The sequence below is a fragment of the Bacillus sp. TH19 genome (assembly GCF_016651075.1).
Lineage (GTDB): Bacteria > Bacillota > Bacilli > Bacillales > Bacillaceae_G > Bacillus_A > Bacillus_A mycoides.
In genome coordinates, this window is record NZ_JAEKEO010000007.1 from 844,671 (window position 1) to 869,505 (window position 24,835).

The following is a 24,835-nucleotide window of genomic DNA, read 5'->3' on the forward strand; positions in this document are numbered from 1 at the left end:
TTTTGCTATATGACAATAATGTAAGATTTCTGTAAGGTTTGTCGATAGTTGTAAGCTTACTTTTCCAGTAGAGTAAGGGAGGATTTAATTTTGGACAAGGAGTTGTATTATGGGGAACAATATTACAAACAAACGAATTGATGAGTTAGATTACATTCGTGGCTTCGCATTACTGGGGATTATTTTAGTAAATATTCTTGCACTACTGAATATTAAAGTTCCAGATCCTAGTACAGTGGATGCAAGTTATCAAAGGTTTTTATACTTATTTGTAGAAGGTCGTTTCTTCTCAATCTTTTCATTCTTATTTGGAGTAGGATTCTATATCTTCATTACAAGAGCAATTGCGAAAGGGAAGAATGGATATGTTCTATTTCTACGCCGCTTAGTTGCACTATTTATTTTTGGTTTGATTCATCAAATGTTTCAGCCTGGGGAAGCACTAGCGTTATACGCAATTTGTGGATTAGTCACTTTACCATTTTATAAAGTGAAGAAGCAAATAAATTTAGTAATCGGTCTTATTCTTACGATAGTTTTTAGTATTATGGCAGCTAAGGAATTATTACCATTAGGTTTAATTTTATTAGGTCTTGCTGCAGGACAGTACAAAGTATTTGAAAATCTTTCAGCGAAAATAAAGCAAGTCGCTATTTTTACAGGAGCTATGTTTGTTTTAAGTGTGATAGCTTTATGGTATCAATATGGTCACGTTCCTGCTGAGCCATTTATAAATGGGATAATGGAGAACGAAGATGGAACAATGGATGCTGCAAGCCAATTTTTAAAAATTGGTATTACAGTTGGACCAATCATTTCAGCTTTCTATGTTGGAGCATTAATTTTACTACTTCAATTAAAATCAGTTCAAACATTGTTAGCACCATTGAAATACTACGGCCGTATGGCTTTAACAAATTATATCGGACAAACTGCAATGATTTTAATTGCAGGCAGTGTATTTAACTTTGCAGGAAACTTAACGTACATGCAGACGTTATATGTATGTATTGCAATTTACGCAATTCAAATTGTGTTTAGTGTGATTTGGATGAAAATCTTTAAAATGGGTCCATTAGAATGGATTTGGCGAGTTGTTACGTATTGGACGGTAACACCTTTAAAGAAATAAAGATAGAAATGGGCTGTTCCGCTTGTGGAATAGCCCATTTTTTATTGTCAGTTTTTGTCGGTAAATCGATATATTTTGAAAATCGCTGATATATTTGGTGTTACGGTCGATATATTTGAAAATCGCTAATATAATTGCATTCACCGACTTAATGTGTCACTAAGATTAAAAGGAAAAAAGCCAACCTTACAAGCTCTCCTTTTTTATATTACAAAAGTGTAAGGTAATTGTAATGTTAACAAATAGCAGTTTACCCCTAAAAGGCGCAAAATAGGTAATGGAAAAACAAGTGTAGGAGGATATATATGACGAAACCAGTTGTAGACGTGAAAAACGTTCAAAAAGTGTACGGTAAAAAAGGTGAGAACCAATCACATGCGTTAAAGGGTGTGTCATTCTCAATTCAAGAGGGTGAGTTTGTTGGGATTATGGGACCTTCTGGTTCTGGTAAAACGACATTGTTAAATGTAATTTCAACGCTTGATAAGGCGACAGGTGGCGTTGTTGAAATTGCAGGAACGGATATTACGAAAATGAAGCAAGGTGAGCTTTCTGATTTCCGCTCACAAAAGTTAGGATTCATCTTCCAAGACTTCAACTTATTAGAGAACTTATCTATTTATGAGAACATTGCACTTCCACTTTCACTTCAAGGTGTCTCGTCACGTAATATTGGTCCGAAAGTAGAGAAAGTAGCGGATATGTTAGGAATTTCAGAGATACTTCAAAAGTATCCAACTGAAGTATCTGGTGGACAGAAACAGCGTTCAGCAGCAGCGCGCGCTTTAGTGCATGAGCCTGCAATTATTTTAGGGGACGAGCCAACAGGAGCTCTTGATTCTAAAAATGCAGCAAGTTTACTTGATGCGATGACAAACTTAAATGAAGAACAAGGCGTATCTATTATGATGGTTACTCACGATCCATATAGTGCAAGTTACTGTCAGCGTATTTTATTCATTCAAGATGGTGAGCTATATAAAGAAATTCATCGCGGTGGTACACGTGAAGAGTTTTATAAAGAAATTTTAGATGTGCTTGCAGACTTAGGCACACAAAAAGCGTAAGAAAGGAGACTTTGGCATGTTATTCAAACTTTCCATGTCAGGGCTAAAAAGTAAGCTGAAAGATTATATCGTCTTACTTGTCGGTCTTGTCATGTCGATTTCAATTTTTTATATGTTCCAAACGTTAGCGCTGAATAAAGCGTTTATCGAATCTAATTCAGTGATTAAGTCTATCGGATTTGTATTCCAAGCAGGTTCATTTTTATTAGCAATTATAACGTTCTTCTACATTTTATATGCGAACTCTTTCTTACTATCGCTTCGTCAAAAAGAGTTTGGTATGTATATGATGTTAGGAGCAAAAAAGCATAAAGTTACATTACTTATGTTTATTGAAACAATCGTATTAGGTGCTGCGTCTCTTGCGATTGGACTTACAGTTGGTGTAGGACTTGCGGAAGGTGTCGGTCAGTTATTAATGAAACAACTCGAATTTGCGGGTGAAGGCTATAAAGCATTTTATCTGCCATCTATGACTGTTACTTGCATCTTCTTCTTTGCACTATTTGTATTATCAGCAATTATGAACAGTATTAAGTTATCGCGTATTTCTGTACTGCAACTTGTACATGCAGATGCACAAACAGAACGTGTTGCAGTAAAAGGAAAAATGACAGGTTTAGTTGCATTTCTTGCGGTTATTTTATTAGGCATTGGCTATGCATCAATGATTTATATGGACAAACTAAAAGAAATGGGAATTATAATAGCATTAATTACAACAACAGCTGGTACTTACATGCTGTTTGGATCGCTTCTTCCAGTTATTATTAAAAAGTTAAAAAGTAATAAAAAACGTAGTGAAAAAGGACTTAACGCTTTTACATTTGCACAATTAAACTTCCGTATTAATAGTTTAACGAAAGTGCTTGCGACAGTAGCAATGTTAGTTGCTCTTGGAGCTGGTGCAATTTCAGGTGGTATGGCGTTTAAAAATAACGTTATAAAAATGGTCGATGGTTTAGTAATATATGATTCAGTTGTTCATAATCCTACAGCTGAAGAGAAGAAAATTTTAGATGGTATTCCATTTAAAGAGAAAAATGAATATCGTTACAAAGTTGACGATAAATACGTTTACTATGTAAAAGAAGATTTAGAGAACAATCGTCCTTTAGTAAAAGATATGGCAAATATGGAATCGATGAAGGATTTAGTAAATACGAAAAAAGTTTCAGAGGAACTACCAGTAGGTGCAGTTTCTAGAGAAATGAATGAAAAAGATGCGAACGCTAAAGAACTTCCAGGAGAATGGGTTGATGCTTTTAGTACAATCCAGCCATATTATATATACGAAGATCATGCAATTAAAATTGTGGATCAAAAAATGTACGATGGGATAAATGGTAAAGAAGGTATAGCATTTATCGGAAAAACAGATGACTTTTTAACATACACAAAAGAATGGAAAAAACTTGACGAGTTGCAGCTAGATAAATATAAAAATGTAACGGCTGAAAGAATGAACAGTAAATATCAAGCTTACGATATGTTCTACGGTGTTGCGAGTGGAACAGTGTTTATGGGCTTCTTCCTTGGAATTGCTTTCTTAGCGATGATGGCGAGTTGCTTAATGTTTAAAATTCTGTCTGGTGCATCAAAAGATATTACGCGTTATCAAATGCTTCGTAAAATCGGTGTGCGCCGTGAATTATTAACAACATCTATTTATAAAGAGTTATTCTTAGTATTCCTATTCCCGGCAATTGTGGGTATTGCCCACGTATTAGTTGGTATGAATATTTTCGGTTTCATTTTAGTTGATCCGTATTTCCGTATTTGGGTACCGATTGTAATTTTCGTAGTCATTTATGCGATTTACTACTTCATTACAGTTCAATTATATAAAGGAATTGTTCTTCCGAAAGAAGATTAATAACGAAAAATACCGAGCAGAGGGTGCTCGGTATTTTTTATTATTTTCAGAAAAAATAATAAAAAAACGTTGATATGTTACTTAATTGTGTTATATAATATAATTAAGTAACATAAACTGAATGTATAAAGTAACAGGAACTGAAAGGAGGAATCTAACTTGCAGAAAGAAGATGGATCTTTATTTGAAGTTATAGGTATAGCGCTAAGGTCCAAAGAAGTTTTACTATTTTCATTTTTATCCCTCGTTATTTTTCTAACCGCAACGTATTTTTACAATAGTAAGTTTCCAAATCATAAATATCCAGAATTTTTAGGTGCATTAAAGTATATCGCTCCAATTGTATAGCGTAAAAAATTTAAAAGGAAATGGATAATACATGGAATTCCCATAGCATGATAAGGTAAAATGGACAACATGATGAGAAAATTACCGTTCATAAGATGAGGAGAATACATGTATGGAAGTTGTAGAGGCATTAAAAGATATAAACCAAATTGAGGCTATGAAAAAGTATTTAAAAGAGCACTCGCAGCGAGATTATCTTTTATTTGTTATTGGAATTAACACTGGATTAAAGATCACTGAGCTACTTAGTATGAAATTTGAAGAGGTATTAAATGAAGATAAGACTGTTAAAGAGTTTTATTCTCTTCCTGTGAAAGATGAAAAGTTTAAACAAGATATTTATTTAAATACAAAAGTAAAAGAGGCGCTTTTAGCGTACGTACAATCTTTTGATATTCAAAGAGAAAACTACGTATTTCAATCTAATAAAACGACAAATTCAATCTCACGCCAACAAGCATATCGTGTTATCCATAGCGCAGCTGAAGCGGTTGGGATTGTTGGAAAGATTGGAACGAATTCAATGCGAAAAACATTTGGATTTCATGCGTACAAAAGAGGAATAGCGATTGCGCTATTGCAAAAGCATTTTCATCACGCAACTCCATCAGAGACGCTCAAGTATTTAGGAATCTCAAAAGATGAGAAGTTTAAAACAGAGATTGATGTAGATTTGTAAAAGCCGTAACTAAAAACTTTAGGAGGCGGAAAATATGAATATTAGAGAGAGTGAACTACCGGGCATTGGTTGTAAGTTTGAAGTAATCACAAAAGGTAATGAAAAAATGGTTATCGTTATTCATGATGATGGCCGAAGAGAAATGTATCATTTTGATGCGGATCACGATGAGAGTATTTCAAGCATTTCTCTTCGTGATTCTGAAGCGAGACAAATTGCGGCTATATTAGGCGGAATGGTATATAGGCCGCAAGCGCTAGACACAATTGAGATGGCTTTTGAAGGATTATCAATTGAATGGTTTAAGGTGGAGAATAATGCACCAGTAGTACAACAAACAATTGGTAGCTTACACGTTAGAAAAACATATAACGTAACAATCATTGCTATTTTGAAAAAGAATATGAAGAAGTTCTTTAATCCAGGCCCAGATTCTATCATTGAAGCTGGCGATATGCTCGTATTATCGGGCGAAAGACATGAAGTGAAAAGAATCATTAAGGAATTACTTTCGGCAGGAGGTGATTCATAATCGATGGATACTTTAATTTTGGAAGTTGGAACTGCGTTAGTATTAGTAGCTTTTGCAGCTATCCTCGCTGCAAAGTTAAAGTTTTCGATTATTCCGTTTCTCATTATACTCGGTATGCTAGTGGGGCCTCATGCCCCAGATTTAGGACTTATCGATTTAAGGTTTATTGAAAGCGGAGAAGTTATTTCCTTCCTCGGCCGTGTTGGCGTCATATTCCTCCTATTCTACTTAGGCTTAGAATTCTCAATAAAAAAATTAATTAAATCAGGAAAATCGATTGCTTTTGGGGGGAGTGTTCATATATCGCTTAATTTCATATTAGGTTTACTTTATGGATATATAATGGGCTTCCCCTTACTAGAAACATTAATTATTGCTGGAATCATTACAATCTCATCGAGTGCAATTGTTGCAAAAGTAATTGTTGATTTAAGAAGATCTGGTAATAAAGAGACTGAATTAATATTAGGAATCATTATGTTTGATGATATCTTTTTAGCTGTATATTTATCAGTCGTTTCAGGGTTAGTACTCGGTGGTGCAACATCATTTGTAGGTGCTCTTACATCGGTGTTAATCGCGGTAGGGTATATGCTCCTATTCTTTGTAATCGCTAGAAAAGCTACGCCGTTCCTAAATAAAGTATTAGATATTTCGTCAAACGAAATTTTTATTATCGTAATATTCGCTATTTTATTCTTTGTAGCAGGATTTTCAGAAACAATTCATGTTGCGGAAGCGATTGGGGCTTTATTGTTAGGACTCGTCTTTTCAGAAACAGAGCATAGTGATCGAATCGAGCATCTCGTCGTTCCGTTTCGTGATTTCTTTGGAGCTATATTTTTCTTCAGCTTCGGTTTAAGTATAGATCCGTTTTCGCTTGGAGGAGCAGTATGGTTGGCATTAGGAGCAGTTTTCATTACTCTCATCGGTAATTTTACAGCTGGAATGATTGCAGGGCGTAAAGCCGGGTTATCGCATAAGGCTTCTACGAATATCGGTTTAACACTTATATCACGTGGGGAATTCTCCATTATTGTCGCGAATCTCGGAATAGCGGGTGGCTTAATGGCAACGATTAAACCATTCTCAGCTTTATATGTTTTAATATTGGCGTCGTTAGGGCCATTATTAACGAAGGAGTCTGGGAGAATATACTCTCTACTAGACAAAATATTTAAATGGAGTGCTAAAGAAAGTGCAAAACGTAAAAAGGAAGTTGGATAACCTTTCGCGAGGGAACGATTCCATTATTTATAGATTAATATTTTACAAAGACGATTAGAATACATTCTAATCGTCTTTGTGCTATTATCTGAATTTCATCAACTATTAATCAGTTGCCTTCCTATTTAAAAACGACTACAATTTTACTGTTATATATATGAACGAAAAAAAGAGAATAGGAGGGGAGACTATGCCAAGGAAAGTATGGCTATTAGTAGCTGGGATGATTATTAATGTCACGGGTGCTTCTTTTTTATGGCCTTTTAATACAATTTACTTACATGATAGTTTAGGGAAATCTTTATCAGTAGCCGGAATGGTATTAATGATCAACTCGCTTACTGGTGTAATCGGAAACTTGCTCGGCGGTGTTTTATTTGATAAATGGGGCGGTTATAAATCAATTTTAGTAGGGATTATCATTACACTTGTATCGATTTTAGGTCTTGTATTTTTCCATGGTTGGCCATTATATGTTGTGTGGCTAGCATTAATCGGATTCGGTTCTGGAATGGTGTTTCCATCGATGTATGCGATGGTCGGTACGGTTTGGCCAGAAGGCGGGAGACGAGCGTTCAATGCAATGTATGTTGGACAAAACGTTGGGATTGCGATTGGAACAGCGTGCGGTGGATTAGTTGCGTCTTATCGTTTTGATTATATTTTCTTAGCGAACTTTATTTTATATTTTATTTTCTTCTTAATTGCGTTTATTGGATTTCGTGGTATGGAAGCAAAAAAAGAGCAAGAGGTACAAAAAGAAGCCGAAACGAAAAAAGGTTGGTCACTTACACCTGGCTTCAAAGCGCTTCTAATCGTATGTGTAGCATATGCTTTATGCTGGGTTACATACGTACAGTGGCAAGGGGCAATTGCGACTCATATGCGAGAATTAGATATTAGCCTCCGCCATTATAGTTTATTATGGACGATAAACGGAGCGATGATTGTTTGTGCGCAGCCACTTGTTAGTATGTTAATTCGCTGGATGAAGCGTTCTTTAAAACAACAAATTATGATTGGAATCGTCATTTTTGCGGCGTCGTTTATTGTTTTAAGCCAAGCGCAGCAATTTACGATGTTTCTCGTTGCGATGGTGACATTAACAATTGGTGAATTATTCGTATGGCCGGCAGTTCCGACCATCGCAAATATACTTGCACCGAAAGATAAGCTAGGATTTTATCAAGGTGTTGTAAATAGCGCAGCGACTGTAGGGAAAATGTTCGGACCGGTCGTTGGCGGAGCGATTGTTGACTTATACAATATGGAAGTATTGTTTATTGCGATCATGGTAATGCTTGTAGTAGCGCTTGTAGCAACGAGTATTTATGATAGACGAGTAAAAGTAGAAGAAACAGTTGAAGAAAAAATTGCAGTTTAGTTTGACGGAACATGCAACATGTTTTAGAATATATTTAAATAAATAGTAATAAAATATCCTTTGGAACAAGGGAGTTAGCTCGGCTGTCCTAAGACAAATTCGTTAGTTAGCAAGAGTAATGATTAACCGAGAAGCCCTCGCTTCTAGTAAGCTCTTAAGAGATACTAAGTGGTGGGTAGTTCACATTAACTCATATTTGTAATAACAGTGAGAAGGAGTAGTAGTAATAGAAGCTGGTTTAGAGAGTTGACGGTCGGTGCAAGTCAATCCACGTTTCGTTATGAACTCGCCTTTGAGTTGCAGTTGTGAAATCATTAGTAGCAATTGCCGTTAATCCACGTTACGGATCTAAGCGAATGTATTTATTACATTAATTTAGGGTGGTACCGCGGGAATCTATAACCTCTCGTCCCTTTCTAGGGATGAGAGGTTTTTTGTATTTTGGGCGGTGAAAATAAATAGAATTTCAAGGAGGGTATCTCATGAGCTTTAATCATCAAGAAATTGAGAAGAAGTGGCAAGGGCATTGGGAAGAGAATAAAACATTCCGTACGCCAGATGAAACAGAAAAACCAAAATTTTATGCACTAGATATGTTCCCATATCCATCAGGTGCAGGCTTACACGTAGGTCATCCAGAAGGTTATACAGCGACAGATATTTTATCTCGTATGAAGCGTATGCAAGGATATAACGTTCTTCATCCAATGGGATGGGATGCATTCGGTCTTCCAGCAGAGCAATATGCACTTGATACTGGGAACAGCCCGGCTGAATTTACAGAGCTTAATATTAATACGTTCCGTAATCAAATTAAAGCATTAGGCTTCTCTTACGATTGGGATCGTGAAGTAAATACAACAGATCCAACCTACTACAAGTGGACACAATGGATCTTCCTAAAACTATTTGAAAAAGGTTTAGCTTACGTTGATGAAGTACCTGTAAACTGGTGCCCAGCACTTGGTACAGTACTTGCAAACGAAGAAATCATTGACGGTAAGAGTGAGCGCGGTGGACATCCAGTTGAGCGTCGTCCGATGAGACAGTGGATGTTAAAAATTACAGCTTACGGAGATCGTCTATTAGAAGATCTAGATGAGCTTAATTGGCCAGAAAGCTTAAAAGACATGCAACGTAACTGGATCGGTCGTTCTGAAGGTGCAGAAGTACACTTCAACATCGACGGTACAGATGAGAAGTTCACAGTTTTCACAACGCGTCCTGATACACTATTTGGAGCAAGCTACTGTGTACTGGCTCCAGAGCATGCACTTGTTGCTAACATTACAATACCAGAACAAAAAGAAGCTGTAGAAGCTTACATTAACTCTGTTAAAATGAAGAGCGATTTAGAGCGTACAGAACTTGCGAAAGAAAAAACTGGTGTATTTACTGGTGCTTACGCAGTTAACCCAGTAAACGGTGAGAAATTACCAATCTGGATCGCTGATTATGTTCTTGCAACTTACGGAACAGGTGCTGTAATGGCAGTTCCAGCTCACGATGAGCGTGACTATGAATTCGCATCAACGTTCAATCTTCCAATGAAGGAAGTTGTAAAAGGCGGAGACATTTCGAAAGAAGCATATACAGGTGATGGTGCGCACGTAAACTCAGCATTCCTTGATGGTTTAAATAAAGAAGAAGCAATTGTAAAAATGATTGAGTGGCTTGAAGTAACAAGCGCAGGAAATCAAAAAGTAACGTACCGTCTACGTGACTGGTTATTTAGTCGCCAACGTTACTGGGGTGAGCCAATTCCAGTAATCCATTGGGAAGATGGTACAATGACAGCTGTGAAAGAAGAAGAATTACCATTAGTTCTTCCGAAAACAGAGAATATTCGTCCTTCAGGTACAGGTGAATCACCACTTGCAAACATTGAAGAGTGGGTAAATGTTGTTGATCCTGAAACTGGTAAAAAAGGTCGTCGTGAAACAAATACAATGCCACAATGGGCTGGTAGCTGCTGGTACTACCTACGCTACATCGATCCAAACAACAGCGAAGCACTTGTAGACCCTGAAAAAGTAAAACAATGGCTTCCAGTTGATATTTATATCGGTGGAGCAGAGCACGCTGTACTTCACTTACTATATGCTCGTTTCTGGCATAAAGTATTATATGATATCGGTGTAGTTCCAACGAAAGAACCGTTCCAACAATTATTCAACCAAGGTATGATCTTAGGTGAAAACAACGAGAAAATGAGTAAATCAAAAGGTAACGTTGTAAATCCTGATGATATCGTAGCAAGCCACGGTGCAGATACACTTCGTCTATATGAAATGTTCATGGGACCATTAGATGCTTCAATCGCTTGGTCTGAAAATGGTCTTGACGGAGCTCGTCGCTTCCTAGACCGCGTATGGCGCCTATTCATTCAAGAGAACGGTGAATTGAGTGAGAAAATTACTGATGCACCAAACAAAGATCTTGAAAAAGCTTACCACCAAACAGTGAAGAAAGTAACAGAAGACTATGCAGAGCTTCGCTTCAACACAGCGATTTCTCAAATGATGGTATTCATCAACGATGCATACAAAGCTGAAACACTTCCGAAAGAATATGTAGAAGGTTTCGTAAAAATGATTGCACCAGTTGCACCTCACATCGGGGAAGAACTATGGAGCAAACTTGGATACAGTGAAACAATCACATATGCAAGCTGGCCAACATTTGATGAGTCTAAACTTGTAGAAGATGAAGTTGAAATCGTTGTTCAAATTATGGGAAAAGTTCGCACAAAACTAACAATGAGTAAAGACGCATCAAAAGAAGAAATGGAACAACTTGCACTTGAGGCAATCAAAGAACAAATTGAAGGAAAAACAGTTCGTAAAGTAATTGTTGTTCCTGGAAAACTTGTTAACGTTGTTGCAAACTAATTAATTATTAATAAAAGCTCAGAGCGTTTATGCTCTGAGCTTTTTTGCGTGAAAAATAAGCTCAGGATCACCTTCATCTAAGTTTTCGATCATTCCACTACGCATAAATCCATTTGCTTTAAAAACTTTTTGCATATTTGTATTCGATTTGTTCGTTGAAGAAAATATTTTTTGAGTAGGAGAATGTCTTAACATATATGAGATTAATGAGCTTGCATGACCTTGTCTTCTTTTCGTTGGCGAAACAATGATTAATGAGAGGAAAGTATAACCAAAGAAATTTGTATCGTATGTTAGAAAACCAGAAATGGAATTGTCCTCTTTTGCAATGATGCAGGTTCCTTCATCAATAGCGTGTTTAATATAATCTCGTCTACTATCGTCTCCGATTACATTAACATCTATATGTACGATTGAATCTAAATCGTCGATGGAAGCTTTTGCTATGTTCTCCAATGGAAATGCCCCCTTTCAAGTGAAAGAAAAATAATCAGTCAATTAATCCTATCATGAATGGAGAACGAAGAAAAAGGTGCGGAATTCCTATATAGACAAACACCTATTCTTCTATAGGAAATATGATAAAAAAGGTAGGTTAAATTGAGCAGAAGAGGTGAAAGGAATGAAAGGGATGGACAATAATGCACCACATGGCTTCTTCGGAGGTGGATCGGATAGTTATGGACAAATGATGTTTATGGGAGGAGATGGTCAACACGGATATGGCGGAATCCCAAGTTGGATGGGAGGAGCAGCTGGAGGATTTCCGACGTCAGTGGCGGGTGTACAAACAGGATTCCCAACGTCAGTAGCTGGAGTGCAAACAGGATTTCCAACGTCAGTAGCTGGAGCGCAAACAGGATTTCCGGCACTAGTAGGAGGTGCACAAGGAGGAGTTCCTGTAGGTATGCCAACTACATTCCCATCTTTCGTTGGCGGTGTACAAACAGGATTTCCTGTACCTGGCGTTGGTGTTGTAGCAGGTGGGATCGGCGGCTTTCCTCAAGGTGTTCACGGTCAGCATGTGCATCATGAGCATCACGGTCATCACGGTCATCATGTACATCATGAGCATCACGGCCATCACGGTCAGCATGTACATCATGAGCATCACGGCCATCACGGTCATCATCAACAACACGGCCATCATCAGCATCATGGCCATCATCAACAACAAGTACATCATCATGGTCATCATCAAATTCATCCGCAGGCTGTCCTTTATCAAACACATCATCATGGTCACCAAGGCCATCATCAACACCATGGTCATCATGGTCATCATGGTCATCATCAACACCACGGCCACCATCAGCAACAAGTACATCACCAAGGTCATCATCAAATTCACCCGCAGGCTGTCCTTTATCAAACTCATCAAGGTCAACAGCATCACCAAGGCCAACACCATCACCAAGGTCAACATCATCACCAAGGCCAACACCATCACCAAGGTCAACACCATCACCAAGGTCAACAGCATCATCAAGGCCAACACCATCACCAAGGCCAACAGCATCATCAAGGTCAACATCATCATCAAGGCCAACAGCATCATCAAGGTCAACAGCATCATCAAGGTCAACAGCATCATCAAGGTCAACAACAATACCAACAGTATCAGCAGCAACAACAGCCTTGGGCAGGTGGAATTGGAGCAGGGACGGCAGCAGGAGCAGCAGCTGGTACTGCAGGAGCAGCAGGACACGCGGGACACGTGGGTCATTAATAGACCAAAGGAAAAAAGACATAATAAAAAACTGCTAGGAGATCCTAGCAGTTTTTTTCTGCCTCTTGACGTTGGCGTTCGATTTCCGCACGAAGTTGTGGTTCCGGTGCTTGCCATCCTTCTGGTTTCATAATTTTGCCGTCGCCCTCGCGGAATCGAGGCTTTCCATCAGGGAATAGTTTTGCCATGTTAGCATTGTTTACAATTTCGAATCCTTTATCTGGACGTACGCCCATTTCTGCAAACGTTCCGAATGCAAAGTAAATAAGGTCAATAAGTGCATCATATTGATCTTCAACAGTTGTTGCTTCTAGAAATTCTTCTAGCTCTTCTTGCATAAAGCTAGCACGAATTTTTGCACGCTCTTCTGTTAGTTTTGTTGGAGTACTTGTCACAGGATGTCCGAATTCTTCATGCATTTTTGCAACAAGTTCGTATCCTTTATCTAAACCTTTTTCGTTTGTCATGTTGTTTCATCCTTTCTTACGTTATGCCGAATTTTATTGTAACATAAGGTAGTTATTAAATAAAAAGAACATCTTATGAGAAATAAGATGTTCGCTCGTTATTCTTCTTTTTTTATTAAAATGGATAAAACAAGATCGATGCCAAACATACCAACGAGCAACATTGGTATAACGACAAGTAAATAACGTGTGAAGGAAACATTTTTTAAGTATGTATGAGCAAATAAAAAGACACCGAGAAATAAAATACCGTTTAAAATAGGCTTTACTAATTTTTTGGACATAAGCTCCCCCATAAATATCTTCTCTCTCTAAAAAATAAAAACTCCTCTTTCCGTTGTATCATGCTGGAGAGAGGAGTTCAATCATTTCTCATTCAATTACACCAGAATTTGTAATGTTTACGGTGTATTTTATATTAACTGGAACATCTTTGTACATTTGTTTCCACTCTTCTAATTTGAATGGGCGATAATGTTGCTTATATTTAGCTCCTAGCCCGAGAGGATCGACACCTAAAGATTTGAATTGCTTAATTAACTTGTTACCCTGTATATCCAATTGTTTTTGGACGGCCTTCTCAATCTTTTTTGTGTTCTTAGCATTCTCTAAGTTAATTTGTTTCGATACTTCTTGAATACGAGCATCAACTTTAACATGAATGGAAAAAGAAGGCTTTCCATTTTTTATTTTTATATCGTATGTTGGAACAGAACGAATATTATTAATCATTACGTACCCAGGAGTTGCTTTAAATTCATGTGAATCCAACTTATGTTTCTCTAAAAGTCCTTTGAATATAAACATATCTTTTTCCGCAATTTTACCAACATATTTATCCTTTTTAAAAAGGCCAATTCCAATGACTTTTATTTTATCACCATGCTTTTTTAAAATTGGAATATAGTAGTCTTGTCCTTCTCGATAATAACGGAATGCTCCTAAATGCAGGTTATCTTTTGGTAGAGGACCAGTTTCCATATTATGTTCTAGCATTTTTTTTATATAAATGGCAACGTTGGATGAAGTCGTGTACTTTCCTTTTAAAAGTTCAGTACCATTACCTTCAAGTAAAGCAACATATAAGGCATTCCCAATGTTTACATCGCGAATTAATGTATCGAAGGAAGCAACCATTCCTTTCTTGGCAATTCTGGTGGTGAATAGAGCAACACGCATTTGTCCGCTAGCGAATGGTTGAGAAGATTCTAAAGATGTATCTGCTTTTACTTGTTTTACAGCATTTGCCGTACCTTCAAAAACTTGAACTTTGTTACCTTTTTGCTGAATAGGACAAACAAATGTCACTTTTACTTTATTATCTTTTGCTACATCAAAGACAGTTCCTTGGATAAGGTGTACGTCATCGATAATATTCTTTTGTAAACACCCAGTTAGACTGAAGAGTGTTATACAAGAAATAAGTATTAATTTTCTTTTGATTTTTTCCATTTTCTTTTCACCCACACAATAATAAATAGGATTGGGATGTATACATAAATGAGCCAAAAACTAACTTTTGATGCGTTACTAATAAAATTATTAATATCGTGCCTGTTTGTTAAAAGTTGTGAAACAATGAGAGTGATGAAGATGAAAGCGATTAGAACACCTCTTTGTTTTACACGGAATATTTCGTGAGTTGCTCTCATTGACGCCCATAAAGGAAGGATAAAGCTTGTAATAATAACGAGTGCATAAGCTGAAATTGCAATATATTCTAGCCTTTCTATGAATGGTAATTGAATGACTTGGGTCATAGAAAGTTGGGACCATATTGTTTTTAATAATTGTTTTTCACTAAAAAACGCAAAGGCTAAAAGGGTACTAAATAAATATAGTAGGTTTGAAAATAGTGCCCCATATTGAGCGAATTTATGAGATTGTTTAGGGTTTTTCACAAATGGATAAACCATGAGGTAAACCTCAAAACCGGTCATACTGTAGATTGACAGTTGAGCGGCTTTTAAAATATCTGAAAAAGAATGTGTGAATATAGGGAGTAAATTAGGCCAATGAGAGTATTTCAAAACGAATAGGCTAAGAAATAAATATCCTAATGTACCACCAACTGAGATGACACAAATGCCGGTAATTACACGAAATCCAGAAGAGATAATGTAATAGCTAACTAAGCATAAAAATAGTGTTAACATAAAGGTGGAAGCGGTAGGAAACATCCACACTTGAATAATTTCAACGTATGTTCGAATGACGGAAATACTGACGATTAAAAAATAAGCAGCAAAGATGATATTAATGCCGTTTCCTAGCCACTTTCCAAATGTTTGCCGATGTAAGTCGATTAAATTCCCGTTTGTTTCTTTTAATAAGAAATACATCATCCATATAAGAATATGGATACAGATTCCTGTGATTAGAACGCCCATCCAGCCGTCGTATCCAGCGGCTTTTGCAATGATTCGAGCGAATCCGAGAACACCAGCACCAAATTGTGCACCGTGAATTAAAAAGAAAACGAAGACGGGTGATATTTGGTGTTCTGCTTTAATTTTACTCATCGATGCACCTCATTTCTTAATCATCAAAATCTGACGTATGTTTTGTAGAAATTCCATTAGTTGCTTTCTTTACGTGTTGCGGTCTTGCTTGAACATCTCGAGTATCAATCATTGTTAATGGAAAACGAATCCAAGAATCTTTAAAGGATTGTTGTCTCGTTGGATAAAAGAGAGCGTACGGCTTACGTAAAGAAGTAAGTCTAAACAAATGGGTAAATAAAAAGATAAATCCAAGAGATATACCGAAGAGCCCACCTATTTCTGCAAATGCGAGAAATGGGAAACGTAGTAAACGAACGGCGTTACCCATTTTATAAATGGGCGTAATAAAGGAAGCTAACGCTGATAAAGCAACGATAATTAATAAAATATTACTCGTTAAACCAGCTTGTACAGATGCTTGCCCAATTACAATACCGCCTACAATACCTAGTGTTTGTCCAACTTTCATTGGTAATCGCGCGCCAGCTTCTCTTAATAAATCAATGGCTAATTCTAAAAAGAGCGCCTCGATTAAAGGTGGGAAGGGTACTTGTGCCCTTGATAAAATCAATGTTTCAAGCAAATCACTTGGAATGAGCTCGTAATGATAATTTAAAATAGCGACATATAGCGGTGTGGCACAAATTGAGAATAGAACTGCGATAAGGCGTAATATTCTTGAAAATGTCGCGTATAGCCAAGATACGTTATAGTCTTCTGGTGAAATGAAAAAATCGAAATATGATACAGGCGTTAAGAGGACACTTGGAGAACCATCAACAAAAATAGCGATTTTTCCATCAATAAGTGCTTTTGTGACTCTATCAGTGCGTTCTGTATTTATATAGAGAGGAAAAATTGACTTTTCACCCATTAATTCCTGTATATAAGCACTATCGTTAATTTGATCATATTCAAGAGCTCGAAGTGATTCTTCTAGAAAGTCTACATTATCTTTTTCGGCAAGGTTGTCTAAATACATCATGACAACCTTTGTTTTTGAAAACTCTCCAATAATCATCTCTTTTGTGTGTAAATCTAAAACAGGAAGACGTTTTCGTACTAAATTAATATTCGTATCAATATCTTCTACGAATCCTTCTTGTGGCCCGATAACGGTGGATTCATTTAATGGAGGAGTTGGTGCACGATAATTATCAATTGCAATGTTTGCAAGCATACATTTTTGATCTTGCTGATTTAATTGAATAATTGCATGTCCCTTTAAAACCATGTCCTCAATTTTTTGTAAGTCGTTCGTAATCGTTATACCACTCATTGGAATATGTTCTTTTAATTCTTCTAATGGAGCGCAAGGACGTTCCATTAGAGTAGGCATTAAATACTTTTGCAATTTCTCACCATCAAGTGAAGGACGATAGTAAGAAATCCAATAAGGCATCGTGTCATCGTCAGATGTATGGTAATTAACAAAGTCACTAGACTGTTTCATCTTCTCTATTAAATCTTGTAGAGAATGAATATGGTCACTTTCTGGTTTGCTAAAGTCATAAATGCTGTTACTTCCTGAGCTTTGCTGTTTGTTTTGAGAATTATCATCTTGTTTAGAATTTTGCTGTTTGTCTTGAGAAGAATCATTTTGCTTAGAATTTTGCTGTTTGTCTTGAGAATTATCATCTTGTTTAGAACTTTGCTGTTTGTCTTGAGAAGAGTCCTCTTGTTTAGAACCTTGCTGTTTGTTTTGAGAAGAATCCTCTTGCTTAGAACTTTGTTGTTTGTTTTGAGAATTATCCTCTTGTTTAGAGTTTTGCTGTTTGTCTTGAGAAGAATCCTCTTGTTTAGAACTTTGCTGTTTGTCTTGAGAAGATTCCTCTTGTTTAGAACCTTGCTGTTTGTTTTGAGAAGAATCCTCTTGTTTAGAACTTTGTTGCTTGTTTTGAGAAGAATGCTCTTGTTTAGAATTTTGTTGTTTGTCTTGAGAATTATCATCTTGCTTAGAATTTTGCTGCTTACCTTGAGAATTATCCTCTTGTTTAGAACTTTGCTGCTTGTTTTGAGAAGAATCCTCTTGTTTAGAACTTTGCTGCTTGTTTTGAGAAGAATCCTCTTGTTTAGAATTTTGCTGCTTATTTTGAGAATTATCCTCAGTTTGTTCCGTACTTTTTGGCTCGCCATTCTTATCTTTGTTATGTTCCTTTTGATCATCTGGCTGTTGTTTCGAATCATCTGTCTCTTTTGTATTTGAGTTTTTTTTCTTACGTAACCAATTCCAAATCATATGTATGCCCTCTTTGATCTTGTAATATAGTGCTATTTTGTGGCTAATTTTGTATATTATTCATTTATTTATGAAAAGAAGGAGGAGATTGGTTTGTATAGAAAAAATCCTTTAGTAAGCAGTTCATAATATGATGGGAAGAAGGCGAGTCTGTGCAAATTGTAAAAAAGGAGAAGTTTATTTTAAAAGAATTTGTGTTTGAAAATGGTAGGGGAATTCCTGTTCAAATGGGGTATGAGACGTATGGCACTTTAAATAGAGAAAGATCAAATGCGATTTTGGTTTGTCACTATTTTAGTGCAACAAGTCATGCGGCAGGAAAATATACAGAGCATGATGAGGAAGCTGGTTGGTGGGATGGATTAATTGGACCTGGGAAAGCAATTGATACAAATAAATATTTCGTTATATGTACTGATAACCTTTGTAATGTACAGGTGAAGAACCCCTACGTAATTACAACGGGACCAAAATCGATAAATCCGGTGACTGGCTTTGAGTATGCGATGGATTTTCCAGTCTTCACATTTTTAGATGTAGCACGTATGCAATATGAGTTAATAACAGATATGGGGATTTCTAGGTTACATGCTGTAATGGGACCATCGGCAGGTGGGATGATTGCGCAGCAATGGGCTGTTCACTATCCTCATATGGTAGAGCGAGTGATTGGAGTTATTACGAATCCACAAAATCCAATTATAACGTCGGGAAATGTAGCGCAAAATGCGATTGAAGCAATTCAGCTTGATCCAAACTGGAAAGGTGGAAAGTATGGAGAAGAGCAGCCAACGAAGGGTCTTCATTTAGCAAATCGAATGATGTTTATGAATGCGTTTGATGAACATTTTTATGAAACGGCATTCCCACGGAACAGTATAGAAATGGCACCTTATCAGGAATTTTCTGCATTAACATCATTTGAGAAAGAGATTAATAAAGTGACATGCAAAAGTATAGATTTAGTAGATGCAAATTCGTGGATGTACACTGCGAAAGCAGTCTTATTACATGATATTGCGCATGGGTTTTCTTCTTTAGAGGAGGCTCTTTCTAATATAGAAGCGAATGTACTCATGATTCCATGCAAACAAGATTTACTTCAGCCACCTCGTTATAATTATAAAATGGTAGACATTTTGCAAAAACAGGGGAAATATGCAGAAGTGTATGAGATAGAAAGTATAAATGGGCATATGGCTGGGGCATTAGATGTTCATTTGTTTGAAAAGAGAGTTTACGAGTTTTTAAATCGGAAAGTATCTAGTTTTGTGTAGGAAATAATTAATGTGGAAAGGTGCATGATTTATAGTAGGCACCTTTTTTTACATGATTTGCAGACGGAAAATATATGAAGCGACTGATAAACCGAAGAAAGCTATACTAAGTAATAGAAATAAGAATGACATTTCTTGAGGGGATTTTATCTTTTTATTATTTTTCATACTAAGAGCAATAACTGCAAAAACTAAGAAAATGATGCCCATAATGAAAAGAAAAAGTGTCATTTTAACTGGCTCCTTTCATCAAACAAGTATATTGAGGATACAATGCGTCAGTTATGTTTGTAAAGAATAAGTTTTGCTGGAAAATTGAGAAATAAATGTTCCATTCTTTGCGTTCCTTCCTTCGCGTGCTAAAATTGATGAGAAATGATTGTTTAAAGAAGAAACTGAAGGTTTTATTGTATATAAGGAGGAACTACATATGACAGAAGTAAAAACAATTACTACAGAAGAAGTGCAAGAGCGTTTAGAAAATGGAGAAACATTATTTTTAGTAGATGTAAGGGAAGATGAAGAAGTTGCGGCAGGGAAAATTCCGGAAGCTGTACATATTAAAATGGGCGATATTCCAAATAAAGTAGATTTCTTTGAGAAAGAGAATGAATATATCTTTATTTGCCGTTCGGGAATGCGTAGTGAAAATGTATGCCATTATTTAAATGAGCAAGGATTTAAAACGGTGAATATGGTTGGCGGTATGCTTCAATATGAAGGTGAAACGAAATAGTTAATTGTTAAAAACTTGAAACGAGTCTGTTTCAAGTTTTTTTCTTTTGCATACAGTATACAAAAGGGGGAGGCGAAATGGGAATTAACATGCGTAAAGTAAAAATTATAAATAATACAGGAGCTGTTAATGTTGGCGACTGTTATGATATCTCACCTTTAGCTGTGGCAAAAATATATGCTGGTGCTGGAGGATCGAGTGCGGCTGTTTTTTTAAATGGGAAACGACAGCCAGAAGCTGTGATTAGAACATCAGTGTTTCTTCCGCCATTAGCGACGAGTACACGTACATTAGGTGCATAAAGGAAAGGTAGAGTGTAACTATGCCTGCACGTATTAAAGAATTTATTATCGTTAATAATACTGGGAATATATTTACAGGTGACAATTTGAGTGATACTTCATTTACTGCTTCGAAATCGTATAGTGGTTCAATGGGGTGCACTTGGATTGACGTTGTTACAGTAATAGGGACGGAGACGAAGCTTTGTTTACAACCGGGAGATTCGGTGACGACAACCTATACACGAGGTACCCCTGCTGGTACTGTAACGGGAACAAATATGGGGCAAGGTGCAAATGTGTCGAGTATATCGCAAGCTGTCCCTAATACAGATAATATGGATTCAGTTGCTGGACTCCCTTAAGGAATTAAGGGAGTTTTTATTATTTAGAATAAAAATAGTCTTTGAGATTGTTTTTGTAAATACATATTAAGAAGAAGAGGTTTGTTTAAAGTAAAAAAGATGGTGTGTAGGTGGTGAAAGTGTGAAAGAGCGCGATAGACAAAATTCATTAAACTCTAATTTCAGAATTTCACCGAATCTTATTGGACCTACTTTTCCTCCCGTTCCAACGGGATTTACTGGCATTGGGATTACTGGTCCAACCGGTCCACAAGGCCCGACTGGCCCACAAGGACCAAGGGGATTTCAAGGTCCGATGGGGGAGATGGGCCCGACAGGACCTCAAGGAGTGCAAGGGATTCAAGGACCAGCTGGACAAATGGGTGCAACAGGACCAGAAGGACAGCAGGGACCACAAGGATTAAGGGGACCACAGGGAGAAACTGGAGCGACAGGACCTCAAGGAGTGCAAGGGTTACAAGGTCCAATTGGTCCGACCGGAGCGACTGGGGCACAAGGTATACAGGGGATACAGGGATTACAGGGGCCGATTGGAGCTACCGGGCCAGAGGGACCTCAAGGAATTCAAGGAGTGCAAGGGGTACCGGGTGCAACAGGTTCACAAGGAATACAAGGAGCTCAAGGGATACAAGGCCCACAAGGACCGAGTGGAAATACGGGAGCAACCGGAGCGACTGGTCAGGGGCTAACCGGCCCGACAGGAATAACAGGTTCAACAGGGATAACCGGCCCATCTGGAGGACCTCCAGGTCCGACTGGAGCAACTGGTGCGACAGGGCCAGGAGGTGGACCGAGTGGAAGTACAGGTGCGACGGGAGCGACTGGAAATACTGGAGTAACTGGAAGTGCGGGAGTGACTGGAAATACAGGACCGACTGGAAGTACAGGAGAAACAGGAGCACAGGGCCTGCAAGGAATCCAAGGGGTTCAAGGGCCAATTGGACCAACGGGTCCAGAAGGTCCGCAAGGTATTCAAGGTATTCCTGGTCCGACAGGAGTAACTGGTGAACAAGGAATCCAAGGGCTTCAGGGAATTCAAGGGATAACGGGGGCAACTGGAGATCAAGGTCCGCAAGGTATACAAGGGGCCATAGGACCTCAAGGTATAACAGGAGCAACAGGAGATCAAGGCCCACAAGGAATACAAGGGGTACCTGGTCCAACCGGAGACACAGGTTCACAAGGAGTCCAAGGAATTCAAGGGCCAATGGGTGATATAGGACCAACAGGCCCAGAAGGCCCAGAAGGACTTCAGGGTCCGCAAGGAATACAAGGAGTGCCAGGGCCAGCTGGAGCAACAGGTCCAGAGGGCCCACAAGGAATCCAAGGAATTCAAGGACCAATAGGAGTAACAGGTCCAGAAGGTCCACAAGGAATTCAGGGAATACAAGGGATTCAAGGTATAACAGGAGCAACCGGAGCACAAGGAGCAACTGGAGTTCAAGGTGTTCAAGGGAATATAGGAGCAACAGGTCCAGAGGGCCCGCAAGGAGTGCAAGGTACTCAAGGGGATATAGGTCCAACAGGTCCAATGGGTCCACAGGGAGTTCAAGGAATCCAAGGAATTCAAGGACCGACGGGTGCGCAAGGAGTGCAAGGCCCACAAGGAATTCAAGGAATCCAAGGGCCGACAGGAGTAACTGGAGATACGGGTACAACAGGGGCTACAGGGGAAGGGGCTACAGGGGCAACTGGAGTAACGGGTCCATCAGGTGTAACGGGTCCATCAGGAGGCCCAGCCGGACCGACTGGCCCAACAGGTCCATCAGGTCCGACGGGATTGACAGGTCCATCCGGTGGACCACCTGGTCCGACAGGAGCGACAGGTGTAACGGGAGGAGTAGGAGATACGGGAGCAACAGGGGCGACGGGTGTGAACGGAGCAACTGGAGTAACTGGTGCAACGGGGCTGCAGGGTCCACAAGGAATACAAGGAGTACAAGGAGACATAGGACCAACCGGTCCGCAAGGTGTTCAAGGTCCACAAGGGATCCAAGGTATAACGGGAGCAACGGGAGATCAAGGGCCGCAAGGAATTCAAGGCCCGCAAGGAATCCAAGGTCCAACAGGTCCTCAAGGAATCCAAGGAGGTCAAGGCCCACAAGGGATACAAGGGGCAACAGGTGCAACCGGAGCACAAGGCCCACAGGGAATTCAAGGGATACAAGGAGTGCAAGGTCCGACTGGTCCACAAGGTCCAACCGGAATACAAGGTGTGCAAGGAGAAATAGGTCCAACTGGTCCGCAAGGTGTGCAAGGTTTACAAGGTCCACAAGGCCCAACCGGGGACACGGGTCCAACAGGAGCGCAAGGCCCACAAGGAATTCAAGGTCCAACGGGAGCAACAGGAGCGACAGGTTCACAAGGAATTCAAGGTCCAACGGGAGCAACAGGAGCGACAGGTTCACAAGGAATCCAAGGTCCAACGGGAGCAACAGGAGCAACAGGAGCCACTGGAGCGACCGGGGTGACTGGAGTTAGTACAACTGCAACGTATTCCTTTGCAAATAATACTTCAGGAAGTGCTATTTCCGTGTTGTTAGGGGGTACGAATATACCATTACCGAACAATCAAAATATTGGACCGGGAATAACAGTTAGTGGTGGAAATACTGTGTTTACCGTTACAAATGCAGGTAATTATTATATAGCCTACACAATTAATATAACGGCAGCTTTACTTGTAAGTTCGCGTATAACTGTAAATGGAAGTCCGCTAGCAGGAACAATAAATTCACCGGCAGTGGCTACAGGTTCATTTAATGCGACAATTATTAGTAATTTAGCTGCGGGCTCTGCTATTAGTTTACAGTTATTTGGATTACTTGCAGTGGCTACATTATCTACGACAACGCCAGGAGCTACTCTAACTATTATTAGATTAAGTTAATAAGCAAAAAAACCTTGGAACTTTTATGTTTCAAGGTTTTTTATCCCTCTATTTGTGGGCTAATAATCAGTGGGGATGGACAAAATCCCCACTGATTAAAGTTTCACTTTATTCACTTGAGCAAAAACATCGCGGTTCAAAAATATATTATAATAGAATGAAGAGAGGTATAAATTTGGCAGAAAGGGAGAGTGGCGATGCAGGAGAAGGTTAAAGATTTTTTCGGACGCCCACTTCAAGATTTACGCATCTCTGTCATTGATCGTTGTAATTTACGGTGTACGTATTGTATGCCAGCCGAAGTGTTTGGTCCTGATTATGCTTTTTTGAAAGATGAGTTTTTACTGACATTTGATGAAATAGAGCGATTAGCAAAAGTATTTGTTAGCATCGGTGTACGGAAAATTAGACTTACTGGTGGCGAACCCTTGCTCCGTAAGGACTTAACAAAACTTATCGAACGTCTCGTGAAAATTGACGGTTTAGTGGATATAGGATTAACGACAAATGCGATTCATTTAACGAAGCAAGCGAAGGCGTTAAAAGAAGCTGGGTTACACCGAGTAAATGTTAGTTTGGATGCGATAGATGATAATGTGTTCCGCACAATTAATGGCCGGAATATGAATACGAAGCCAGTGTTAAAAGGAATTATGGCAGCGAAAGAAGCAGGCCTTGAAGTGAAAGTAAATATGGTTGTGAAAAAAGGAATGAATGATCATCAAGTACTTCCGGTTGCTACGTATTTTAAAGAACAAGGAATCACGCTTAGATTTATTGAGTTTATGGATGTTGGCAGTACGAATGGATGGAATTTTGATCAAGTTATTACGAAACGAGAATTAATTGATATGATTCATGGGGTGTATCCAATTGAGCCAGCTGAAGCTCATTATTTTGGTGAGGTTGCGAAGCGGTATCGATACGTTGGAACGAATGTAGAGGTTGGTTTTATTACCTCTGTTTCTGAGTCATTTTGTTCTTCTTGTACGAGAGCAAGAATTTCGGCAGATGGAAAGTTTTATACTTGCTTGTTTGCGACAGAAGGAATGGATTTAAGGAAACTTCTGAGGGAGAACCTTTCGGATAATGAGTTATTAAAAGCTATACAATATGTATGGGAGAATAGAAAAGATCGATATTCAGATGAACGGACAGAAGAAAGTGCGAAAAATCGTCCGAAAATTGAAATGTCTTATATAGGAGGATAA

At 38.5% G+C, this 24,835-nt stretch carries 23 protein-coding genes and 1 other annotated feature; of the genes, 16 read left to right on the forward strand and 7 right to left on the reverse strand.

Annotated elements, in window-relative coordinates; translation table 11 throughout:
• Positions 1 to 109 precede the first annotated feature (109 nt).
• From JFU54_RS08095 to leuS, 9 genes are all read left to right on the forward strand, one after another.
• Positions 110 to 1,132: a DUF418 domain-containing protein gene (locus JFU54_RS08095; RefSeq protein ID WP_201064189.1), complete on the forward strand. Its 1,023-nt coding sequence runs from the start codon at positions 110 to 112 to the stop codon at positions 1,130 to 1,132.
• A gap of 305 nt (positions 1,133 to 1,437) precedes the next feature.
• On the forward strand, positions 1,438 to 2,199 hold the full coding sequence (locus tag JFU54_RS08100) for an ABC transporter ATP-binding protein (RefSeq protein WP_002067633.1): 762 nt from the start codon (positions 1,438 to 1,440) through the stop codon (positions 2,197 to 2,199).
• 16 nt (positions 2,200 to 2,215) lie between these two features.
• Positions 2,216 to 4,075, forward strand: a complete 1,860-nt coding sequence (locus tag JFU54_RS08105; RefSeq protein WP_201064190.1) for an FtsX-like permease family protein — start codon at positions 2,216 to 2,218, stop codon at positions 4,073 to 4,075.
• Positions 4,076 to 4,234: 159 nt separating this feature from the next.
• Positions 4,235 to 4,423 (forward strand): hypothetical protein, encoded by a 189-nt coding sequence (locus JFU54_RS08110; protein ID WP_002067637.1) that lies wholly within the window; start codon positions 4,235 to 4,237, stop codon positions 4,421 to 4,423.
• 112 nt (positions 4,424 to 4,535) lie between these two features.
• Positions 4,536 to 5,102: a tyrosine-type recombinase/integrase gene (locus tag JFU54_RS08115; protein WP_201064193.1), complete on the forward strand. Its 567-nt coding sequence runs from the start codon at positions 4,536 to 4,538 to the stop codon at positions 5,100 to 5,102.
• 34 nt (positions 5,103 to 5,136) lie between these two features.
• Positions 5,137 to 5,634 (forward strand): cation:proton antiporter regulatory subunit, encoded by a 498-nt coding sequence (locus JFU54_RS08120; protein WP_060750062.1) that lies wholly within the window; start codon positions 5,137 to 5,139, stop codon positions 5,632 to 5,634.
• A gap of 3 nt (positions 5,635 to 5,637) precedes the next feature.
• A complete protein-coding gene (locus JFU54_RS08125) occupies positions 5,638 to 6,861 on the forward strand; it encodes a cation:proton antiporter (RefSeq protein WP_060750061.1) in 1,224 nt (407 codons plus the stop codon).
• Between the two features lie 190 nt (positions 6,862 to 7,051).
• Positions 7,052 to 8,245, forward strand: a complete 1,194-nt coding sequence (locus JFU54_RS08130) for an MDR family MFS transporter (protein WP_201064194.1) — start codon at positions 7,052 to 7,054, stop codon at positions 8,243 to 8,245.
• A 198-nt stretch (positions 8,246 to 8,443) separates the two neighbouring features.
• Positions 8,444 to 8,662: a binding site (T-box leader), on the forward strand.
• Positions 8,663 to 8,727: 65 nt separating this feature from the next.
• Positions 8,728 to 11,136: a leucine--tRNA ligase gene (gene leuS, locus JFU54_RS08135; protein ID WP_016102930.1), complete on the forward strand. Its 2,409-nt coding sequence runs from the start codon at positions 8,728 to 8,730 to the stop codon at positions 11,134 to 11,136.
• 27 nt (positions 11,137 to 11,163) lie between these two features.
• Here the strand turns inward: leuS and JFU54_RS08140 are convergent, their stop codons facing one another.
• Entirely contained in the window at positions 11,164 to 11,592 is a 429-nt protein-coding gene (locus JFU54_RS08140) for a GNAT family N-acetyltransferase (protein ID WP_033731463.1), read from the reverse strand.
• Positions 11,593 to 11,758: 166 nt separating this feature from the next.
• Here JFU54_RS08140 and JFU54_RS08145 point away from each other — a divergent pair, with 166 nt between their 5' ends.
• On the forward strand, positions 11,759 to 12,865 hold the full coding sequence (locus tag JFU54_RS08145; protein WP_201064195.1) for a VrrB protein: 1,107 nt from the start codon (positions 11,759 to 11,761) through the stop codon (positions 12,863 to 12,865).
• Positions 12,866 to 12,909: 44 nt separating this feature from the next.
• Here JFU54_RS08145 and JFU54_RS08150 read toward each other — a convergent pair whose 3' ends face one another.
• From JFU54_RS08150 to JFU54_RS08170, 5 genes are all read right to left on the reverse strand, one after another.
• On the reverse strand, positions 12,910 to 13,332 hold the full coding sequence (locus JFU54_RS08150) for a pyrophosphohydrolase domain-containing protein (RefSeq protein WP_002034433.1): 423 nt from the start codon (positions 13,330 to 13,332) through the stop codon (positions 12,910 to 12,912).
• A 98-nt stretch (positions 13,333 to 13,430) separates the two neighbouring features.
• Positions 13,431 to 13,616: a hypothetical protein gene (locus tag JFU54_RS08155; RefSeq protein WP_193652323.1), complete on the reverse strand. Its 186-nt coding sequence runs from the start codon at positions 13,614 to 13,616 to the stop codon at positions 13,431 to 13,433.
• Between the two features lie 88 nt (positions 13,617 to 13,704).
• On the reverse strand, positions 13,705 to 14,784 hold the full coding sequence (locus JFU54_RS08160) for a Ger(x)C family spore germination protein (protein WP_201064197.1): 1,080 nt from the start codon (positions 14,782 to 14,784) through the stop codon (positions 13,705 to 13,707).
• Positions 14,760 to 15,854 carry a spore germination protein gene (locus JFU54_RS08165; protein ID WP_201064198.1) on the reverse strand — a complete coding sequence of 365 codons (1,095 nt, stop codon included), beginning with the start codon at positions 15,852 to 15,854 and terminating at the stop codon, positions 14,760 to 14,762. The genes JFU54_RS08160 and JFU54_RS08165 overlap by 25 nt, the downstream gene beginning before the upstream one ends.
• Before the next feature lie 16 nt (positions 15,855 to 15,870).
• Entirely contained in the window at positions 15,871 to 18,075 is a 2,205-nt protein-coding gene (locus tag JFU54_RS08170; protein ID WP_201064199.1) for a spore germination protein, read from the reverse strand.
• 152 nt (positions 18,076 to 18,227) lie between these two features.
• On the opposite strand from JFU54_RS08170, the gene JFU54_RS08175 reads away from it, so the two are divergent.
• Positions 18,228 to 19,352 carry a homoserine O-acetyltransferase family protein gene (locus JFU54_RS08175; protein ID WP_201064200.1) on the forward strand — a complete coding sequence of 375 codons (1,125 nt, stop codon included), beginning with the start codon at positions 18,228 to 18,230 and terminating at the stop codon, positions 19,350 to 19,352.
• Positions 19,353 to 19,400: 48 nt separating this feature from the next.
• Here JFU54_RS08175 and JFU54_RS08180 read toward each other — a convergent pair whose 3' ends face one another.
• On the reverse strand, positions 19,401 to 19,583 hold the full coding sequence (locus JFU54_RS08180) for a hypothetical protein (protein ID WP_002015640.1): 183 nt from the start codon (positions 19,581 to 19,583) through the stop codon (positions 19,401 to 19,403).
• Between the two features lie 199 nt (positions 19,584 to 19,782).
• On the opposite strand from JFU54_RS08180, the gene JFU54_RS08185 reads away from it, so the two are divergent.
• The 5 genes from JFU54_RS08185 to moaA all read left to right on the forward strand — a co-directional run bounded on the left by JFU54_RS08185 (position 19,783) and on the right by moaA (position 24,835).
• Positions 19,783 to 20,088 (forward strand): rhodanese-like domain-containing protein, encoded by a 306-nt coding sequence (locus tag JFU54_RS08185; RefSeq protein ID WP_000141214.1) that lies wholly within the window; start codon positions 19,783 to 19,785, stop codon positions 20,086 to 20,088.
• A gap of 77 nt (positions 20,089 to 20,165) precedes the next feature.
• Positions 20,166 to 20,390 (forward strand): spore germination protein, encoded by a 225-nt coding sequence (locus tag JFU54_RS08190; RefSeq protein ID WP_000512595.1) that lies wholly within the window; start codon positions 20,166 to 20,168, stop codon positions 20,388 to 20,390.
• Between the two features lie 20 nt (positions 20,391 to 20,410).
• Positions 20,411 to 20,734, forward strand: coding sequence for a hypothetical protein (locus JFU54_RS08195; RefSeq protein ID WP_002067673.1), 324 nt, complete (start codon positions 20,411 to 20,413; stop codon positions 20,732 to 20,734).
• Between the two features lie 121 nt (positions 20,735 to 20,855).
• Positions 20,856 to 23,624 (forward strand): BclA-related collagen-like exosporium protein, encoded by a 2,769-nt coding sequence (locus JFU54_RS08200; protein ID WP_201064202.1) that lies wholly within the window; start codon positions 20,856 to 20,858, stop codon positions 23,622 to 23,624.
• Positions 23,625 to 23,821: 197 nt separating this feature from the next.
• On the forward strand, positions 23,822 to 24,835 hold the full coding sequence (gene moaA, locus JFU54_RS08205) for a GTP 3',8-cyclase MoaA (protein ID WP_201064204.1): 1,014 nt from the start codon (positions 23,822 to 23,824) through the stop codon (positions 24,833 to 24,835).